Source organism: Parabacteroides sp. FAFU027, assembly GCF_022808675.1.
In the GTDB taxonomy this organism is placed as follows: Bacteria; Bacteroidota; Bacteroidia; order Bacteroidales; family UBA7332; genus CAXXIC01.
In genome coordinates this window covers 135,760-154,579 of the sequence record NZ_JAKZKV010000002.1, presented here as the reverse complement: position 1 = coordinate 154,579, position 18,820 = coordinate 135,760, and the positions used below count along the sequence as shown (strand labels likewise).

Annotated in this window: 17 protein-coding genes; 14 read left to right on the top strand and 3 right to left on the bottom strand. The window is 40.6% G+C overall.

Annotation, left to right across the window (positions count from 1 at the left end):
* Window positions 1-459: 459 nt before the first annotated feature.
* Window positions 460-1,083: a DUF6266 family protein gene (locus tag MLE17_RS03895; RefSeq protein WP_243347244.1), complete on the bottom strand. Its 624-nt coding sequence runs from the start codon at window positions 1,081-1,083 to the stop codon at window positions 460-462.
* Between the two features lie 525 nt (window positions 1,084-1,608).
* The gene (locus MLE17_RS03890; RefSeq protein WP_243347242.1) at window positions 1,609-2,667 is read right to left on the bottom strand and encodes a hypothetical protein; all 1,059 of its coding nucleotides are present in this window, start codon (window positions 2,665-2,667) and stop codon (window positions 1,609-1,611) included.
* 412 nt (window positions 2,668-3,079) lie between these two features.
* Here MLE17_RS03890 and MLE17_RS03885 point away from each other — a divergent pair, with 412 nt between their 5' ends.
* The 11 genes from MLE17_RS03885 (at window position 3,080) to MLE17_RS03835 (ending at window position 13,071) form a co-directional block, all read left to right on the top strand.
* Complete coding sequence (locus MLE17_RS03885) at window positions 3,080-3,322, top strand: helix-turn-helix domain-containing protein (protein ID WP_243347240.1); 243 nt, start codon at window positions 3,080-3,082, stop codon at window positions 3,320-3,322.
* Between the two features lie 6 nt (window positions 3,323-3,328).
* Window positions 3,329-3,754, top strand: a complete 426-nt coding sequence (locus tag MLE17_RS03880) for a very short patch repair endonuclease (RefSeq protein ID WP_243347238.1) — start codon at window positions 3,329-3,331, stop codon at window positions 3,752-3,754.
* Window positions 3,738-4,958: a DNA cytosine methyltransferase gene (locus MLE17_RS03875; protein WP_243347236.1), complete on the top strand. Its 1,221-nt coding sequence runs from the start codon at window positions 3,738-3,740 to the stop codon at window positions 4,956-4,958. Before MLE17_RS03880 ends, MLE17_RS03875 begins: the two co-directional genes overlap by 17 nt.
* Window positions 4,959-4,970: 12 nt before the next feature.
* Window positions 4,971-7,019 (top strand): MrcB family domain-containing protein, encoded by a 2,049-nt coding sequence (locus MLE17_RS03870; protein ID WP_243347235.1) that lies wholly within the window; start codon window positions 4,971-4,973, stop codon window positions 7,017-7,019.
* Window positions 7,020-7,021: 2 nt separating this feature from the next.
* Window positions 7,022-9,514 (top strand): DUF2357 domain-containing protein, encoded by a 2,493-nt coding sequence (locus tag MLE17_RS03865; protein ID WP_243347233.1) that lies wholly within the window; start codon window positions 7,022-7,024, stop codon window positions 9,512-9,514.
* 319 nt (window positions 9,515-9,833) lie between these two features.
* On the top strand, window positions 9,834-10,118 hold the full coding sequence (locus MLE17_RS03860; protein ID WP_243347231.1) for a hypothetical protein: 285 nt from the start codon (window positions 9,834-9,836) through the stop codon (window positions 10,116-10,118).
* Between the two features lie 251 nt (window positions 10,119-10,369).
* A complete protein-coding gene (locus MLE17_RS03855) occupies window positions 10,370-11,128 on the top strand; it encodes a hypothetical protein (RefSeq protein WP_243347230.1) in 759 nt (252 codons plus the stop codon).
* A gap of 23 nt (window positions 11,129-11,151) precedes the next feature.
* Entirely contained in the window at window positions 11,152-11,907 is a 756-nt protein-coding gene (locus tag MLE17_RS03850; protein WP_243347229.1) for a hypothetical protein, read from the top strand.
* A gap of 46 nt (window positions 11,908-11,953) precedes the next feature.
* On the top strand, window positions 11,954-12,430 hold the full coding sequence (locus MLE17_RS03845; RefSeq protein ID WP_243347228.1) for a nucleotidyltransferase substrate binding protein: 477 nt from the start codon (window positions 11,954-11,956) through the stop codon (window positions 12,428-12,430).
* A 6-nt stretch (window positions 12,431-12,436) separates the two neighbouring features.
* On the top strand, window positions 12,437-12,739 hold the full coding sequence (locus MLE17_RS03840; protein ID WP_243347227.1) for a nucleotidyltransferase domain-containing protein: 303 nt from the start codon (window positions 12,437-12,439) through the stop codon (window positions 12,737-12,739).
* A 113-nt stretch (window positions 12,740-12,852) separates the two neighbouring features.
* Window positions 12,853-13,071 (top strand): DUF433 domain-containing protein, encoded by a 219-nt coding sequence (locus MLE17_RS03835; RefSeq protein ID WP_410795598.1) that lies wholly within the window; start codon window positions 12,853-12,855, stop codon window positions 13,069-13,071.
* A 193-nt stretch (window positions 13,072-13,264) separates the two neighbouring features.
* Here the strand turns inward: MLE17_RS03835 and MLE17_RS03830 are convergent, their stop codons facing one another.
* Entirely contained in the window at window positions 13,265-13,711 is a 447-nt protein-coding gene (locus MLE17_RS03830) for an RrF2 family transcriptional regulator (RefSeq protein WP_243347223.1), read from the bottom strand.
* 695 nt (window positions 13,712-14,406) lie between these two features.
* On the opposite strand from MLE17_RS03830, the gene ric reads away from it, so the two are divergent.
* The 3 genes from ric (at window position 14,407) to MLE17_RS03815 (ending at window position 18,663) form a co-directional block, all read left to right on the top strand.
* A complete protein-coding gene (gene ric / locus MLE17_RS03825; protein WP_243347222.1) occupies window positions 14,407-15,111 on the top strand; it encodes an iron-sulfur cluster repair di-iron protein in 705 nt (234 codons plus the stop codon).
* A 620-nt stretch (window positions 15,112-15,731) separates the two neighbouring features.
* Complete coding sequence (locus MLE17_RS03820; protein WP_243347221.1) at window positions 15,732-16,274, top strand: hemerythrin domain-containing protein; 543 nt, start codon at window positions 15,732-15,734, stop codon at window positions 16,272-16,274.
* Between the two features lie 151 nt (window positions 16,275-16,425).
* On the top strand, window positions 16,426-18,663 hold the full coding sequence (locus MLE17_RS03815) for a nitric-oxide reductase large subunit (protein WP_243347220.1): 2,238 nt from the start codon (window positions 16,426-16,428) through the stop codon (window positions 18,661-18,663).
* Window positions 18,664-18,820: the final 157 nt, after the last annotated feature.

Genomic DNA, 18,820 nt, shown 5'->3' with positions numbered 1-18,820 from the left:
TTAGGGGAATCCGGTTGAAAAGCAATGGGTTTTATAAAACTATAAAGCAGTATTGCAGAGTTACATAGAGAATAAATGTGTTTTTAGGGGTTCGGATTGCTTAATCGGTTGTCGGGGTTTTAATTCAGACCTGACAGGTTTTCAAAACCTGTCAGGTCTGAGAAAGAATAGCATTCTACCGGATATTAGCCTCTACGTTTCCCTATGGTTGATTATAGGTTTAGTATAAGTTGATTATTGAATAATATAGATATAATACATATATAATACTGGTATAAGACTACTTTGATATATTCTTTGTAAAGACTATATTATATCAGTGTCACCTCCGTATTGATTTCATTTCAGTACAAAATATACCTAAAGTAAACCTATACTCAACCTATACTGAAGCTTATTACAACCCGGAAGGGTAGTGGAAGTGCGACTCAAAGTCGCACCTCCACTTAAGATACCCCACTAGAGCTGTAGCAACGAGATGTACTGGCTGTTGGAGGTTGTATTTCCTGCCGGATTGGAAAAATAGATCCAGCAATGGATTTCAGCCCCAATCCATACAGCCGGGAGTTCGACCTCGAAAGAACCGTTGGGGCGAAGGGTTACATTCTGCTTTAGAATGGTGAGCTTCGAATCAGAATTCATAAAGATCAGATTTACCCCGTCCATTACATCTTCTTGCAGGGAGGTGGTTGTGTCCCAGGTTATCTTCACCTTAGAACCTTCTACTTTTTCAGCCGTCGTTGACCCGGTCGGGGTGACATTGCCTTCCGAAAAGGTCAGCTTGCTGATGTCGATGGCGTAATCAGGGTAATCACCGGTTATAGCATTGGCCAAGGCCAAGGAAACCGCTCTGCTTTTTCCCTCCTTGTAACCAAAGGTTATGGAAAAGAGGTTTTGTAACTTACAGAGTTCGCTGTTGACCATCCCGAATTTGGAGCGCTGTGCCAGCTGCTTGTCCGTATTGGGATTGGATGGAGCTCTGAAAACTTTGAGGATGCATTTACCCTCTTTGGTTACGGCAGCTACTGCGTTGCCGTGACGTCCGGAGATTTCACCGAACGTGGTTGAAAAGAACTTAGCCATAATATTCGCTATTAAAATGTTTTGAAAATATTTGTTTGTCTGTCATTTTGATAATTGAAGTTTTTTGGGAAATGATCAAAACCGGAAATTTCGTCCCTAGAGCATCCCTAGAGTGTCCCTAGAGGATCACCGGAGTGTCCGTGGAGGTGGACGCGATAAGTGCAGGTTGGTTTCTGCTTCGATTTTGTAGCAAAATGTCAGCCGGATGGTCTGGTTTGGTAAATGTTGTTTTGTTTGCATCGTATCGTTTTTTTATGACGCTGCCCGGGAGCGGCGCCGTGTTGATGATGATGCAAATGTAGGGGGAGGAAAATGGGGTAGGTATCCCTATGGGTATCCCTAAATGTTAGAGGTGGTATGCGTAGAGACGCATGATTATGCGTCTCTTAACCCAGATCAAGGGAATTTTACCCTGGTTTTATTTGGTTGTAAATCAGATGAATGTCAAATTGGATCGTGCAGGATCAGAATCAGGTGGATAATAAATTGTACGGATGAAAAAAAGAGACGCAAAATCTTGCGTCTCTACAGTGTGCCCTGCATATCTTTGGTGATTTTCTGGACGATGGTCTTTAATCCCAGGTTTTCAAAATGGGATTTGACGTATTCCATATCTTTGATAGCGTTCTGATTATTATCTTTTTCCAATCCTTTTAGCGGATCGGACAATGTCTTGTAGATACTGTCGTAATTCTTTCCGGTCAGGAATTCGATAAACCGGGCCTTGACAGTGCGGTCGATCTGGTGGGTGGATTTGTCCAGTTCATTCAACAGGTAGTACATGGCGAGCACCTGGCGACGGGTGGTGAATTCCACCGTGTTTTTTGATTTTTCAGTAGGGATATCTTCCGGTTGGAGTGGGGCCGGGGGAGTGTGCTGTAGATGGAAGTCAATAATCTCAATGGCATTGTTGCATTTTCTGATTAATTTCTCATACTTTTTCTGTTCCTCTTCGTCCATCTCAATCCTAAGCGCTACCATCCCGGATTCCACAATGGCATCTACATAGATCTGTTTCTGTTTTTGCAGATCGGTCTCTTTCTCAGCCAGACTTGCCACTTCATGGAAGTTCAGAAATTCCATGACGGGAAAAAAATCTTCTTTTAAAACGATGAATTGATAATCTTTGCAGAAATTTTCCAGCTCGGCTTTCAACTTGTCTATGAATTCTAGCATAAAGGTGGAACACCCTTCCAGTCGAATGAAATGGACTTTGTACTCTTCCAGTTTGTTCGTCCAATAGCTGGTGACCGGATTGTCAAAAAACTGAATGGCCATTTCGTACGCTTCTGTCAGCGTTGCCTTCAGGATCAGTTTCTTCAGCTCATCACCGTGTTGCTCTGTCTCATAGGAGTCAATATTCAGATCATAGTAATACAATTCTGTTTCCCTGAACCATAATAAGTCATCGGGCATAAATACTCCTGTTGATACAATTTGCGTTATGCGCATCATCGCTTCTACAAAAGTCGCATTCATTAGTTTGTATTCTTCTGTTGCGATAGAGAAGAGAGAGCCTTCCGGCGGTTCTGATATTTGCAACAGGTATTTTGGGCTGATATTATCGGTGTGTTGTTGTTCCATGTTTTTTGTTGTTGTGTGGGGGTGAATGTAAAACAGGGGGGGATTGATGCTGTTAATGAGACGCAAAATCTTGCGTCTCTACAGTGTGCCCTGCATATCGCTTGGTGATTTTTTGTGCGATGGATATTAATCCCGGATTTTCGAAATGGGATTTGACGTATTTCATAATTTCAAATGCTACTATCCATTGAAAATCATCTTCCAACTCTATCTTCTCAGTTAAATATTCTCCACTGATCATTACTGTGATTTTAAAATTACGTGTGATGTAATTTGTTCGTGATTAAAACTTTTCCAAGTTAGGATATTTGCGCAAATCTGAAAATGTTTATTTCCTCAAATTTACAATATATAACAATATGTTACTCATAGTCTTTGAAATATAGTCTACAAATCGTGAGCTTTGTATGCTATGAATGTGAAAGAAAAAATAGGTCGAAGAGTCAAAGAATTACGTGAGCAAAGAGCTATTACTCAGAAGGATCTGTCCTTTGAAGCAGAAATGGATCGTAGTTATATTGCTGGAATAGAAAGAGGAAATCGCAATGCTACAATTACAATTCTGGAGAAAATAGCCAAGGCATTTGATCTTACACTTGCAGAGTTTTTTGATCACCCCTTGTTTGCGGAAAAAGAAGATACGAAAAAGGATTAAAGTCAGATGGCAGATGTTCACGACAAAGCAACCCGGAGCTACAACATGAGCCGTATCAAAAACAAGGATACCAAGCCGGAAATATTGGTCCGGAAATTCCTGTTTGCCAATGGATTCAGGTATAGGCTCAATGATAAGAAGCTCCCAGGTAAACCAGATATCGTATTACCCAAATACAAAACGGTCATTTTTATCAATGGTTGTTTCTGGCATGGTCACGAAAACTGCAAATATTTCAGACTTCCCAAAACGAGAATAGAGTGGTGGAAAAACAAAATCGAAAAGAATAAAGAGAATGATTTGAAAAATCACACTCTACTTAAAGACGCAGGATATCATGTTATTGTAATCTGGGAGTGTGAAATAAAGTCTACCAATAGAAATGACACCTTAATGCAATTAGTTGAAAGTTTAAATGGTTACAAATATTGAATCAAAAAATATGATCAAATACTCTTATTTAAAAGAGGTTTTAAGCATCAATAAAAACAAGAAGTTTATAGCTGAGAATGCATTTATTACACACTACTTGCATAACTGCAGAAATGACTCGTTAAAGATCTATAATGAGCAAGCAATCAATTACATATCTAAAAGAATCGAAGAAAAGATTTTAAACGAAATCGATTTTAATGAAATTGAATGGGATGTTCCATTTCCTCCACCTGAGAATCCAACCTTTAAATTTATTGATTTGTTTGCAGGTATAGGCGGATTTAGAATAGCATTACAAAAATTAGGTGGTAAATGTGTTTTTTCATCGGAAATTGATAATGCTGTAAAGTATACATATGAAAAAAACTTTGGAGAATATCCGTTCGGAGATATAAAACATTTTACCGGACCGGAAGTGTCTGATGAAGAACTTAATAAACTTATTCCTGATCATAATGTACTAGCAGCTGGTTTTCCATGTCAACCGTTTAGTTTAGCAGGAGTTTCTGCAAGAACATATTTGGGGCAAGTGCATGGGTTTCTCGATGAAGTAAAAGGAAATTTATTCTTTGATATTGCCCGGATAGTAGAGATAAAACAGCCTGATGTAGTTTTTCTTGAAAATGTAAAGAATTTTCAACGACATGACAAGGGAGATACTTTTAAAACAGTTAAAAATACGATGGAAGATTTGGGGTATACATGTTTCAGTACGATAATTAACGCTGAAAAACTTGTTCCACAAAGTAGACAAAGATTTTATATGGTTTGTTTTCGTAGCAGTATTACTGAATTTAAGTTTCCTGAATTCGATGGTGAGCCTAAAAGATTAAAAGATTATTTAGAAGAAAACGTTTCAGACGAATATACAATCTCAGATAAACTTTGGGAAGGACATATCAACAGAACAAAAAGAAATCTGGAAAGAGGAACTGGATTCACAGCAAATCTGGCAGATCTGAATAAACCATCTAAGACATTAGTTGCAAGATATGGGAAAGATGGCAAAGAATGCCTTATACCTCAGGAGGGTAAGAACCCCCGCAAACTTACGCCCCTAGAATGTGCCAGATTACAGGGGTTTCCGAAAGAGTTTTTATTACCAGACAGTAATGCAGCGGCATATCATCAATTTGGGAATTCTGTATCAGTGCCAGTAATTGAAGCAATAGCAAAAGAGATTATGAAACATTTAGATTAATACTATTATCAAATGATATTTAGCGAAACACATAACAAGATATTCAATTCGAAAAAAGGGGCTTACTCTATTGTGACTAATGATGAGCATAGAAGTTCGCAGATAACCCTTGATGAAGAAGAAAAAGAGGTTGTGGCGAATTACTTTGGATCGGAAAATATTCTCATTGGGAAAGCTTCTGCTAATTCCGAAATGGCTTCAAAAGAATTTCTTGTATATCCAAAAATGGAAAGAATTAAGTTGAATCTTGTTTATCCCAAAAAAGATAATAATGAATTAAGATTGTATTTGTCCGCAGAATCAGGATTTAAGCCAAGCGGAGGGGATGTTTGGTTTGTTTACATAAATAACGTAGACCAAATTGTCATTGGTAGTTTTTTGGAAAATAAATGGAATACTATTTGTGAAAATATAAATTCAACCGAACAAGATTCATTACAACTAAATATCAATGAGTTTATCTCAATTGCCAATTCTCAAATTACAGGAAAAGGGACTACTAAGGAGGCTAGCGAGTTTATTAATAGAAATAAGAAGTCTTATAATGGATTGAATATTGATATAAGTTTTGGGAAAGGACGAGCAACACCTGTTCCATGGATAGCCTATTTAGGCTATGATCAGAAAGTAAAGAATGGAATTTACCCAGTGTTTTTATATTACAAGAATTGCAACTTGTTAATTCTATCTTATGGGGTCTCTGAATCAGAAATGCCCAAAAAGCATTGGGGTATTAATAGTGATTCAATAACAATTGAAACATATTTTATTCAGAAGAGCCTGGGGCGTCCTGAAAAATTTGGAAATTCATTTGTATATAAAGTTTATAATACACAAGAGGCTATCAATGAAGAGGAAATTAAAGAAGATCTGGACAATCTTATTAGTATTTATAATCAGACTTTTTCATTTCCAATCCCCCAAGGAATGCAAAATATAAAAAAAGAAAAATTTAGCCGTGATGAGTTTGCGGAGTATGCGAAGAATGCAGGTTTAATATTCTCTGACGAAGATAAATTAATTACCCGATTCATTTCTTCTCTTCTTTCCAAGCCCTTTGTTATTCTTACAGGATTATCCGGTTCTGGGAAAACTAAATTAGTTCAAGCTTTTGCTCAATGGATATGTCAACATGAAGATCAGTACTGTCTGTTACCTGTAGGAGCTGACTGGACCAATCGCGAGCCATTGCTTGGGTACCCAAATGCACTCAATCCTGATGAATATATTAAACCTGAAGCTTTAGATTTAATTATAAAAGCAAAAGAAAATTCTAAGTTGCCCTATTTCCTGATTTTGGATGAAATGAATCTAAGCCACGTGGAGAGATATTTTGCTGATTTCTTAAGTGTAATGGAATCAAAAACAGAAATATCCTTGTATACAGGAAAAGAAATTGAGGGGATCAATTCAAAGCTTCGATTACCTGATAATTTATTTATTGTTGGAACTGTAAATATAGATGAAACCACTTATATGTTCAGCCCTAAGGTGCTTGACCGTGCCAATGTTATCGAGTTTCGTATTAAAGGAAAGGATATTAGGGCTTTTCTGGAAGAATATAAAACTTTAAACATGGCTAATCTTAAATCAAAGGGCATTTCAATGGCTGAAAGTTTTCTGGAGATGTCTAAAATAACCGAATTCGAAAAGCCGGTTAATACTATCACAGGCACATTAGCGGTTTTTTTTGATGAGTTGAAAAAGAATGGGGCAGAATTTGGATACAGAAGTGCTTCCGAAATTATCAGATTGATTAATCAATTAGGTGTTATTGATCAAAGTCTTTCTGTTGATAATAAGATTGATATAGCAATTATGCAGAAGCTGCTTCCAAAACTACATGGGTCCAGAAATAAGCTTCGAAAGGTTTTGATTAAGCTTGGTGAATTTTGTGTTGATGAAACGAAGATTAGTGATGTTGAAAGTCTGGTTTTTAACGTTGATGAATTCGAATTTAAAGAAGAGAATGGAGTAAAATATCCAATATCTCTTGAAAAGATTTCTCTTATGTATAATAGGGTCATCGAAAACGGATTTACAAGTTATGCAGAAGCATAAAAATGAATGATAGCCTACAAATAAACCTTGATGCCATTGAGGAGGGGTTAATCTTAACAATTGACTCCAGATATGGTAATACTCTTGATGATAAGGACGATGCAAAAGAATACGGAGAGGCTCGATATCAGTTAAAAGAAGGATTTACTTACGACTATGAATTTAACTTTCCGGAATTTTCATTCGAAAAAGACCAGATAGTTCAACCTCATTCACGAAAACAATTCCGAGGAACAATAGCGCCCAATATATATGTTGGCACTTTGTCTTTGCCTGTTTATAAAAGCGATATAGAGGTTGGTTTTATTGAGTTTGAAGTTCAGTCGGTAAAAACAGGTTATCGGAACCATTATCGTGATATGCTTGCATTGATTACGGAAAAATGTACTGATTTGCTAATGCAGGCAAATTCTCCGGTTTATCACCATTTTGAGATAGATTATGAAAATGATAACCAAACCCTCTATCAGAGGTTTGCGTTTATAAAATCAATAATTTTTACAGATGAATTCTCCGAGTCTGTGCATAGGGTTGTTTCTGCACCTGTTACACGATGGAGAGAGACTACTGAGTTGACAGATATTTGTAAAATCAATCGTTTCAACAATAGTAATATAAGAGAACTGATAAGCAGAAGTAGGAGATATTCATTGCGAGAAAATTCCTATTTAAGATCGCAGGGTTTAAAAACGTTACCTGATAAAATTTCAACTGTTAGAAAATCAGATACTGTTGATACTCCTGAAAATCGTTTTGTAAAGTATGTGCTTGAAACCTTTTTGCAATTTTGTGCAGGCATTAATAGAGTGTCAGCACCTGGGAGCAGGCTATATCATGAATCCGGATTACTTGTAATAAAACTAGAGTCGTTCTTGCATCACTCTGTTTTTAAAGAAATATCCAGGCCCTCAACGCTGAAATTAAATAGTCCTGTTTTGCAAAGAAAAGAAGGTTACAGAGAGATATTAAAAGTCTGGCTGATGTTTGACCTGGCAGCAAAGTTGGTTTGGAAAGGAGGTGAGAATGTATATCAAGGAGGAAAAAAAGATATTGCTACCCTTTATGAATACTGGCTGTTTTTTAAACTACTGGATTTATTTAAATCGGTTTTTCAAATTGATCCTAAGCATGTTCATGATTTGATAAAACCAACAGATGATGGTCTTAATTTGCAGTTGAAACAAGGATACCATACAGCGATTGAGGGCGTTTATAATTCAAAATCGAGGAAACTAAATATCCGATTTAGTTATAACCGACCATTCACAGGAGGACGAAAATATCCGGAACCGGGTAGTTGGGTTGGTGCAATGCGACCGGATTATACTTTATCTGTCTGGCCATTTGGTATTTCTGAATGTGAAGCGGAAAGGCAAGAGCTTATAGTGCATATTCATTTTGATGCAAAGTATAAAGTCTCAAACCTAAGAGAGATCGTGAATGAAGCAAAGTATCAGAATAACGCAACTGAATTATGCGTCGTTCAGAGATCTGATTTAGACGAATTTGATTGGTTTTATATTTCTAAGCTATTAACAGAGAAAGGATATGCTAAATATAAAAATGAGAACGAATTATCTCTTTTAAGTTTTTTCTGGGAGCAAATTGACAATGAAGAACTCGGGAATATCAAAGGCGAAGAATATCAATACTTAATCGAAGTAATTCAGCAGTCTTATCTAAACGAAGAAAAAGAAGAAAACAGAAAAGGTAATTATAAAAATGCTGATCTACTTAAGATGCATGCTTATAAAGATGCTATTCGCAGAACTGGCGGTGCATACGTCCTTTACCCTGGAGATAAGTCTTTACGAAAAAAAGGATTTCATGAAATTATTCCCGGTTTGGGTGCTTTTCCTGTTCATCCTTCAAAAACTGATGATGGTATTAAAGAATTGAAGGCTTTTGTTTTGGAAGTGATTGATCACTTTATTAACAGGGCGTCGCAAAGAGAAAAAATAGCCTATAAAGTCTTCGATATTTATCAGGATAAAAACCCCAATAAATTAGAAGAATCTTTACCCGAAACTATTGGTGAAAACAGAGGTTTAATACCAGATGAAACCTATGTTATAATTGGGTATTGTAAATCTGATATTCATTTAAAATGGTATAAAGATAGAGGAAAATATAATTTTAGAATGAATGATAGAGATGGCTCTCTGATAATAGATGAAACAACTGTAAAAGCAAAATATCTCATTTTAAGAAGAAATGGTAAAGCAAAGGACGTATTTAAAATTATAAGCAAAGGGCCTAATGTTTATTCAAAACGACGACTTACTGAACTTGGTTATCCAGATCCTCATGAGGAAGAGTGTTTAGTAATTGATATCGAGAAAGTTAACACTCTTGATTTGGGTGCATTTGAATGGAAATTTAAAGAACTAGATGAGTATAAAAACCTTGAGAGAAAACAAAAAAATCCTCGTAAATTAGCTGGAATACCATTTACGGTGTCATTAACTCAATTAATGCAGGTGAAGATTAAATAGATGATATCTATATACAATTCAAGTATCCCCCTTGCGTTTGGGATCGCATGGGGGAGATTCATTTTACCCTACCGCCAGTTCCACCACGGGACGACCTTCTTCTCCACCACCTTACCAGATAACGGTTACAAACCCCACCCTCCCCAACGGTGAGGAGGAAGAACTTCCGTTTAGGGATTAAATATTGTTCCCACGAGCTGAAATGCCCGCCAAATGGCATTTTCCCGACAGATTACGTTGAAGAATTCCCTCGCAAAACCGAATAACTTGCTATATTTGCCGCGAAAAACAACCATACAATAACATAAATATATCTGATATGTGGCTTAATATAGTGAATTGGTTTAGTAATCAATCCAATAGCGGATTGATCATAATGTTTGCTATCCCTGTAGTGTTCTTTACCCTGAAGCTGATCTATGCGCGCTTTAAGAAACCGGAAGAAGAGGTTCCGCATCCGGATGACTGGATTGGCCAGTTGGAGCACCAGCTGAAAAAGTTTGACAAGCACAACGACAAGTTTGATAAGCTGGGAGTGGATTTTGAATATCTCCGTGAAAATATCCACCTTACTGAGCAACTGAAAAAGAAAAAGAGAAAATAATCGGCATTCGCCAAATGACAACAGCCTACTGCATATACGCGGTGGGCTGTTGTCGTTATAGGGGGATTTCCACTTATTACTACTCCTTTCCGGTAAATATATTATAGCCGCGGATTGACGGAAAAAGAATGGATATCAGCCGGAACTCCTGATATGCGTAATGTTTTTTGTCCGATTTATCTTCCTGTTTGTTATAATTGTACAACTACTTTCCGCGACGGATAAATCAATAAAAACAGGACTTTTCTGCCATGAAGAATAATGTTGCTATTGGGGCTTTAGGAGTTGTTTTGCTCCTGAGTGGATGTGCGTTTGATTACTATATGCCGGCCACACAGAGCGTGCCTCTGTTTACACAGAAAGGGGATGTCAAAGTATTGGCAAGTGCCGGTCTCGATAAAGAGAATTATGTCGGAGAGGTACAATGTGCTTATTCGATGTTGGATCATTTGAGTATTTCAGGTGCTTTTTCGGGTATGGGCGGTAAGAAGAATGACCAGTTTATTCAACCTGACGGTGTGACTTTTGACGTAGCGTTGGGCTTTTACAAATCATTCAGTGAATCCATCGTGTTTGAAACCTATGGCGGAATTGGTGCATACTCCAGGTATCCCAGGTATAATCCGGATTATGCCTTGAGTAAGTATGATGATATTTCGGATATCAATGCCATGAATCTCTTTTTTCAACCTAACCTGGGTTATGTAGCTCCGAATTTTGAGTTCGCTCTTTCTACCCGTATAGCACAGTGGAGTTTTACCAAAGTCGAAAACCGGGCTGCTCCGGGAACGGATGAGTATAACCGGTTGCGACAAATAGCAATGGGAAAGAACTTTGTTGTTTTTGAGCCTGCTCTTACTCTGCGGGGAGGTTCTGAATACCAGAAAGTCCAGATTCAAATTGTAAAGACACTTCCGAATAGAGTGAATGGGAAAAGGCTGTTTGATACCTTCCATATCAGCGCCGGTCTTATTCTTGTATTTCCCAAAGGAAGCCAGAAGAACAGGTAAGAAGTCATTCTAAAAAATACGCCATGAAGAATTGTATTTGTATTCTGACCCTGGGTGTCGCTCTTATGCAGAGCGGATGTACCCACTATTATTATCTGGCTGAGACTCAGAATGTACCGCTGTTTACCCAAAAAGGAGACCTCAAAGTGTCAGGAGGGGTCGGTTGCGGGGAAGGTACCTATAATGCAGAGATGCAGGGGGCTTATTCCATCCTGGATTACCTGTCGGCTTCGGTCGGAGTGATGGGGATGGGTAGTGAAAAAGCACTTTTTGAAGAGTCGGGCGGAACGACGTTTCATGGTGCCCTGGGTTTTTATTCGCGCGTGGGCAAGTCGATGGTATTTGAGACTTACGGCGGACTGGGTGGGTATTATCAGCACAATCAGTACCAGAATGGAACCTATATCTCGGATATCACTGCCATGCGGATGTTTCTCCAGCCCAATCTGGGGTATGTGTCAAAAAGCTTTGAAATAGCCATTTCCACCCGCATTTCAAAATTGAATTATTCGAAGGTAAGTCAGAATCTGCCAACCGCGATGGAGGAGTACTCCCGGTTAATCCAGATTGCCCGCGATAAGCGGTATTTGCTGGTAGAACCGGCCCTTACCCTACGGGGAGGAAACGGTGATATTAAGTTTCAGGTGCAATTGGTCAAACCCTTCCCCCAGGAGTTTAAAGGAAAACGGTTGTTTGATACTTTCCATCTGAGCGTGGGCTTCATCATGACACTTAATAAATGGAACTGGAATAAGATGACGAATGGCCCGGATATGTAAACAAATTTCTTATCTTCGTCAAAGAAAATATTCATCAGAAATAATTATGGAACAGGATATAAGGTGGGAACAACGGTTTTCCAATTATGTAAAAGCCTTGAATAAACTGAAACAGGCTGTTGAGTATATCGGTCATAACTTTATGCCAGAAGATAGCCCTATCGATGATGACGATATTGAAGTCGTACTGGATGAAATGGTCAGGGAGGCCTTGATTCAACGATTTGAATATACTCATGAGCTGGCATGGAATGTCATGAAGGATTATGCCGAATATCAGGGCAATCCTAATGTCGGAGGCTCAAGAGATGCTACACGGGAAGCCTTCCAGCTGAAACTGATTGTAAACGGGCAAGTTTGGATGGATATGATCGGTAGCCGGAATAAAACCTCCCATACCTATAATGAGTCCGTTGCCTCTGAGATTTATGGTAAAATTCTAAAAGAGTATTATCCTGCATTTGTCGAGTTTTATCGTAAAATGGAGGAAAAAAAGGAAAACGATCAACTCCGATTATTTTGATGTATCATGGAATTTGGATTGAGCGAGAATGACATTGCTGGTATCAGAGCTGTTTTAGCTCTTCATCCTGAAGTGGATCGGGCCGTTTTATATGGGTCTCGTGCAAAAGGGACATTTAAGCCGGCTTCAGATATTGATCTTACGTTACAAGGGGCAAATCTGACCCTGACGATTCTACAAATCATCGAGGGGGAACTTGATGATTTATTATTGCCATATAAGTTTGACATATCCGTTTTTTTTCAGATTGAAAACCCAAACCTGATACAGCATATTGAAAGAGTAGGGGTGGTTTTTTATCAAAAGTAACAGGGAGTGCCTGTGCAGAGATACTTTCTTATCTCTCTCTCTGAGTGACATGTTTCCATATTTTTATTCTCTCGTAAAGGGTTCATTTTTAGTTGTTAATATCAGAAACGATGATTGACTATAAACATATAATTACTATAGAGCCGGGAAAAAGAGGGGGAAAAGCTTGTATCCGGGGGATGAGGATTACGGTATGTGATATATTGGAATGGTTGGCTTCGGGGATGTCTATTGCAGAGACTATTGAAGATTATCCGGAATTGACAGAAGAGGATGTGCTGGCTACATTAAGTTATGTAGCAGATAGAGATCATGGACAGCTGAGCAATTAATCTGAACGATAACAGAACGACAAAACAAGAAAGCCTGCATTTCATTATTATGATTTGCAGGCTTTTTGCTTAGTATAAGTTGTGTGTTATATCCGTGCCAGTGCCAGAAAAGTGGCGTGTATGGAGATAGTCAGAAAAAGATAAAGCAGGCGGGCTGTTTCCGGTTTCGGGTTGAGGAAACGATGCTATTGGACTATACTCCTGATAGTTCCGTTAAAGGGTTACGCAGGCCGGGCATACTCTTGTGTGCCAGGCTCTGTATCGTCTCTTCGCTTACCAGTTTATTGATTGCATCGCGGATAGGACCGTACTTCTCATGCAGCGGGCAGGGGCTCTCACAACTACAGGAGGAGAGTCCGAAACCGCATCCGTAGAAGATTTCGTCACCCTCCACCGCAATGATCAGTTCTTTTAATGAAAGGTCCGGTTTATTGGTGTCAAATTCAAATCCGCCACCTTTGCCTTTGACTGACCGGACGAATCCCATCCGTACCATACGTTGGAGTATTTTGGCTGTGAAAGCTTTAGGTGCTTCTATTTCTTTCGAAATTTCTTCAATTCCCGGGCGCAATTCCTTGTAGTTTTGGTGTTGTATATATACAAGGCTGCGCAGAGCGTATTCTGTTTCCTTATTAAACATAGGCTAAATCGTTATCTGAGTACAAATATAGGATTAATCCGTTAAATAACAAAAAGACCTTTTTGTCTTCTGATGAAATGTTTGTACTTTTACCGGCGTAAAGGTTAAGTGTAATGATTTGATTTATGTATCTGACCAATGCTCTCTATACTCCTGATTCCGAAAGCCACTGGGATCGGGAGAAAGAGGCGGTCGGTGAATTTGAGTTTACCTCTGTAATCTCTTAAGGAGCGGGGATGTTGGATTCATAGATTTTGTGGGCGTATTGATTGCGGGTCAAGCGTCCGGATAGCTATCGGGATGAAGCCGCTGAACGCCAACGTTGCGCACCTGGTAGGGCTGGCGTATATTGAAAAACTTATCTTTTGAATAATTGAGAGGAGCTCGTAACAGTTGCATTGACGCGATCGGTTGTCCTTTTCTCTTTACTTTTTTGGCGCAAAAAAGTAACAAAAAACATAGCCGAAAAAAACTCGCTCGCTCGCCCATAGATTGCCGTACCGCATAGGGATATTTGCAGATGGGGCTCCTCACTCGGCAGTTTTTCGGCGGTTTGGAATTTGTGTTTGTCCCTTCGGGGTGGGATTAGGTGATTTATATTCTGTTATAGCTGTTCATTTGAGTGCGGCTATGTTATATCAGAATATATAAACAGGTTTTTATAAGTATTTTTTTCTCTCTAAAACGGAATGATTATGACTATTCAAACATTCAACAAAGTAACAATAGGACAGATTGTCGCTGATGATTTCAGGGCGGCTGCCATTTTCAAAAAAGCGGGTATTGATTTCTGCTGCGGTGGAAACCAGACCCTGGAAAAGGCCTGCAAGGGCAAACGGATCAACATTGACGAACTTCGTACCGAACTGGAAGCTTTAAGATCGTCATTGCCATCGGAATCTCATGACTTTAAACACTGGAACCTGGGTTTTCTGGCTGATTATATCGTTAATACGCACCACCAGTACGTATTGCGCACATTGCCTGACCTGGTGGAATACACAGAGAAAATAGCGGTGGTGCATGGCCTGAACCATCCGGAACTGAATGAGGTGATGAATCTCTTTGCTCAAATCAATAAGGAGCTACAGCAACACCTGAAGAATGAGGAGGAAGTACTTTTCCCGGCAATTAAGGAGGCGTTGAAGAGTGGTTCGGCAGAGGCGAAGACGATTATCATTTCAGAAATCAGCCGAATGACCGGTGAGCACGAGTTTGCCGGTGGTGCAATGGACCGGATAAATTATATCACTCACGGATATCATCTTCCGGAAGACGCCTGCAATACCTATAAGGTGACGTTTAAGCTGCTGGAGCAGTTTGAGGATGACCTGCATATCCATGTGCATCTGGAGAATAATATTTTGTATCCGAAGGCTGTGGCTTTGGCGAAAGGGTAAAGAGACCTCCCCCGGCCCCTCCGAAGGAGGGGAGTTGGTTGTGTGCGAGTCTGTTAGCTTTTTTTGCTGAGGTGTAAGACTGAACTTCTGTTTAGTGCGTAGTGGTGCTTTTCTCTTCTTACTTTTTTGGCGCAAAAAAGTAACAAAAAAACATAGCCTAAAAAAACTCGCTCGCTCGCCCATAGATTGCCGTACGGTATTGGCTCTTTTATAGATGGGGCTCCTCCCTCGGCAGTTTTTAGGCAGTTTGGAATTTGTGCTTGTCCCTTCGGGGTGGATTCTGGAAGATAGTTTCGGTGTAGTGGCGTTTTTTCTATCCGTTCATTCCATTCTAATTCAACTACAGGTGTGGAAGGCTGTTGTTCAGCGGCTTTTTTTCGTAGTTGCTATCTCTTAGTTTTCGATCTGAAAGAACAATATAAAAACCGAATCTGTTATATTGTCCGTTTAGGACGTGTGCTGTGGCGGATGACTCTTCCCCACCAAGACGTTGCCGTTGGGCTGATGATAGTTCAGCCCTTCAGTGTGTTAGCCTGTTTATCAAGATATTCCCTGTTTTTTGAGTAGTTTTCTTTGCGAATTGTGTATACACTCACGTTATTTAATCCATTAGATCAATTATGACAACAGCAACGCAAAATCTTGAAAATGACCATGTCTATATTCTTCGACTAACGGATATCATGGCAGCTATGGTGATGAAGCAAAGCACCAATATTGAGGACTTTGAACTGGTGGTAAACCTGATCCGAAAGTTTGCGGACGGCTTCCACCATGCGAAAGAAGAAGATCTGCTTTTCCCGAAAATGGGGGAGAAGGGCTTCTCTCCTGTGCAGGGGCCGGTGGCAGTGATGCTGCATGAGCATGTGCAGGGTCGTAACTACGTTAAGGGTATGGCGGACGGTATTGCACGCCTCCGTGGAGGAGAGAGCGGTGCGATCAATGACATCTACCAGAATCTGGCTGGTTACGCCCAATTGCTGCAAAGCCATATCGGCAAGGAAAATAATATCCTCTTCCGCATGGCTGACCAGGCCTTTACCACAGAAGAGCAGGCTGGGCTGCTGGAGCAGTTTGCCGCAGTGGAACAACAGCTGGATAGTGAATATAACGCCGAAAATTCGATTGCGAAAATCGAAAGCCTGGCTTGCCGGTACCTTTGACATGCCTGAAATAACTTTGAAATAGTCAACCCATTTAAAATTACGAAACAAAACGGTCGCAGGTATTTGTGCAACCATTTTGTTCCGTTTTTAGTGGCTCTGCTACAGCCTTTTGTGCCCATAATTAATAACCTTAAAAACAGCAATGAAGATGAAGACAAAGAACCTTTGGTTTGGATTTATCGCAGTGATTGTGATTTCATTCGGAGTATTACTCTATTATGGTAGTGAGATTTACCGGCAAGCGCCACCTGTTCCCGAAAAGGTTGTAACAGCTTCGGGGAAAACCCTTTTCACGGGAGCTGATATTAAAGACGGACAGAATGTCTGGCAATCAATGGGCGGGCAGGAAGTCGGAACGGTGTGGGGGCACGGTGCATACCAGGCTCCTGACTGGAGTGCCGATTGGTTGCATAAGGAGGCTATGTTCATGCTTGACGCTCTGGCAATGAAGCGTGCGAATCAAAAATACGACCAGCTTCCGGAAGACCAGAAAGCCTCATTGAAAGTATTGCTTCAGAATGATTTAAGAACCAACAGCTACAATCCCCAAACTAGAATTCTGACGATCTCTGATCTTCGGGCTGATGCTATTGTCAGTAACAGTGACTTTTACAGTCGTCTGTTCACCAATGATCCGGCCATGGATAAGCTGCGTGATGCTTATGCTATTCCGGTTAACCAACTAAAAGACCCGGAGCGGGTGCGCAAAATGAATGCGTTCTTTTTCTGGACTGCCTGGGCATGCGTGACCAATCGTCCGGGACGCGAAATCACCTACACCAATAACTGGCCATCGGAAGAACTGGTGGGTAACCGTCCGACCGGATCATTAATTCTGTGGACCGGTTTTAGTGTGATTGTCCTGTTGGCCGGTATCGGTATTATGGTATGGTACTATGCCCGCAACCGTCAGGAAGAGTCTGAAATCCTATCGGAAAATCCTGTCGGAAATCAGACGCAGACTCCTTCACAGAAAGCGACACTGAAATACTTCTGGATTGTTTCCGCACTGTTTGTCGTACAGATAGTACTGGGTGTGGTCACTGCTCACTATACGGTAGAGGGACAGGCTTTGTACGGCATTCCCCTCTCCGAATGGCTGCCTTATTCTATCACCCGCACCTGGCACGTGCAGATTGCTATTTTCTGGATTGCTACCTCGTGGCTGGCTACAGGACTCTATTACGCGCCGGCGATATCGGGGCACGAACCCAAATATCAGAAGCTGGGTGTTGACTTACTGTTTATAGCCCTGCTGATCATTGTGGTCGGGTCGTTGCTGGGACAGTGGTACGGAGTGATGCAGAGACTGGGCTTTGTTCAGAACTTCTGGTTCGGACACCAGGGGTATGAGTATGTGGATCTGGGACGTTTCTGGCAATTGTTCCTGTTTGTAGGCCTGTTTATCTGGCTGGCATTGATGGGGCGGGCTATCTGGCCGGTATTGCGCCGCAAAGATGAGAGTCGTAGCCTACTGGTAATGTTCCTTATTTCGGCCATTGCAATAGCCTCTTTCTACGGAGCGGGATTGATGTGGGGCCGTCAAACCAATCTGGCGATAGCCGAATACTGGCGCTGGTGGGTAGTTCACCTTTGGGTAGAAGGCTTCTTTGAGGTGTTTGCCGTGGTGATTATCTCTTTCCTTTTTGTCAGGATGAAGCTGATTAAGGTGAATACAGCAACCTCATCGGTCTTGTTTTCAACGATCATCTTCCTGTCAGGAGGTATTCTTGGCACGTTTCACCACCTCTATTTCTCCGGAACACCAACATCCGTCATGGCTATCGGTGCCACATTTAGTGCTCTGGAAGTGGTACCACTGGTTTTGATGGGGAATGAGGCCTGGGATAATGTAAAGATCAGTCAGAGTTCTACCTGGATCAGAAAATACAAATGGCCGATTTATTGCTTTATCTCCGTAGCCTTCTGGAATCTGGTCGGAGCCGGTATTTTTGGGTTTCTGATCAATCCGCCGATTGCTCTTTACTACATGCAGGGGCTGAATACCACTCCTGTGCATGGACACACAGCTCTCTTTGGTGTGTATGGTATGCTGGGTATCGGGTTGATGCTTTTCGTGTTGAGGGATATGGATACCGAGTCAGTCTGGAAAGATAAGTGGATTCGGTTCGGATTCTGGGCCATCAATTTCGGCTTGGCAGCGATGGTGTTGATCAGTGTTTTGCCTGTCGGATTACTACAGACGATAGCCAGTGTAAACAAAGGATTGTGGTTTGCGCGTTCTGCCGAGTTTATGACCCAACCAGACATTGTGACATTCAAATGGCTCCGTGTGTTTGGAGATACCCTCTTTGGATTGGGAACCGTGGCAGTAGCCTGGTTCATCTTCGGACTGAAAGGAGGATGGAGTATTGAAAAGAAATGAAATATGACCGGTGGGGTTAGTTGCCGGTAATCAGAGATCGAACTAACACTAGCTCTTCTGCTATTAAACGCAGTGGATTGCCGCTATAAACAATAAATCTTCTGGCTTTATTCCGTGTGCAATAAGATGTTGCCGGGATAGAGTCGGAAGATTGTTG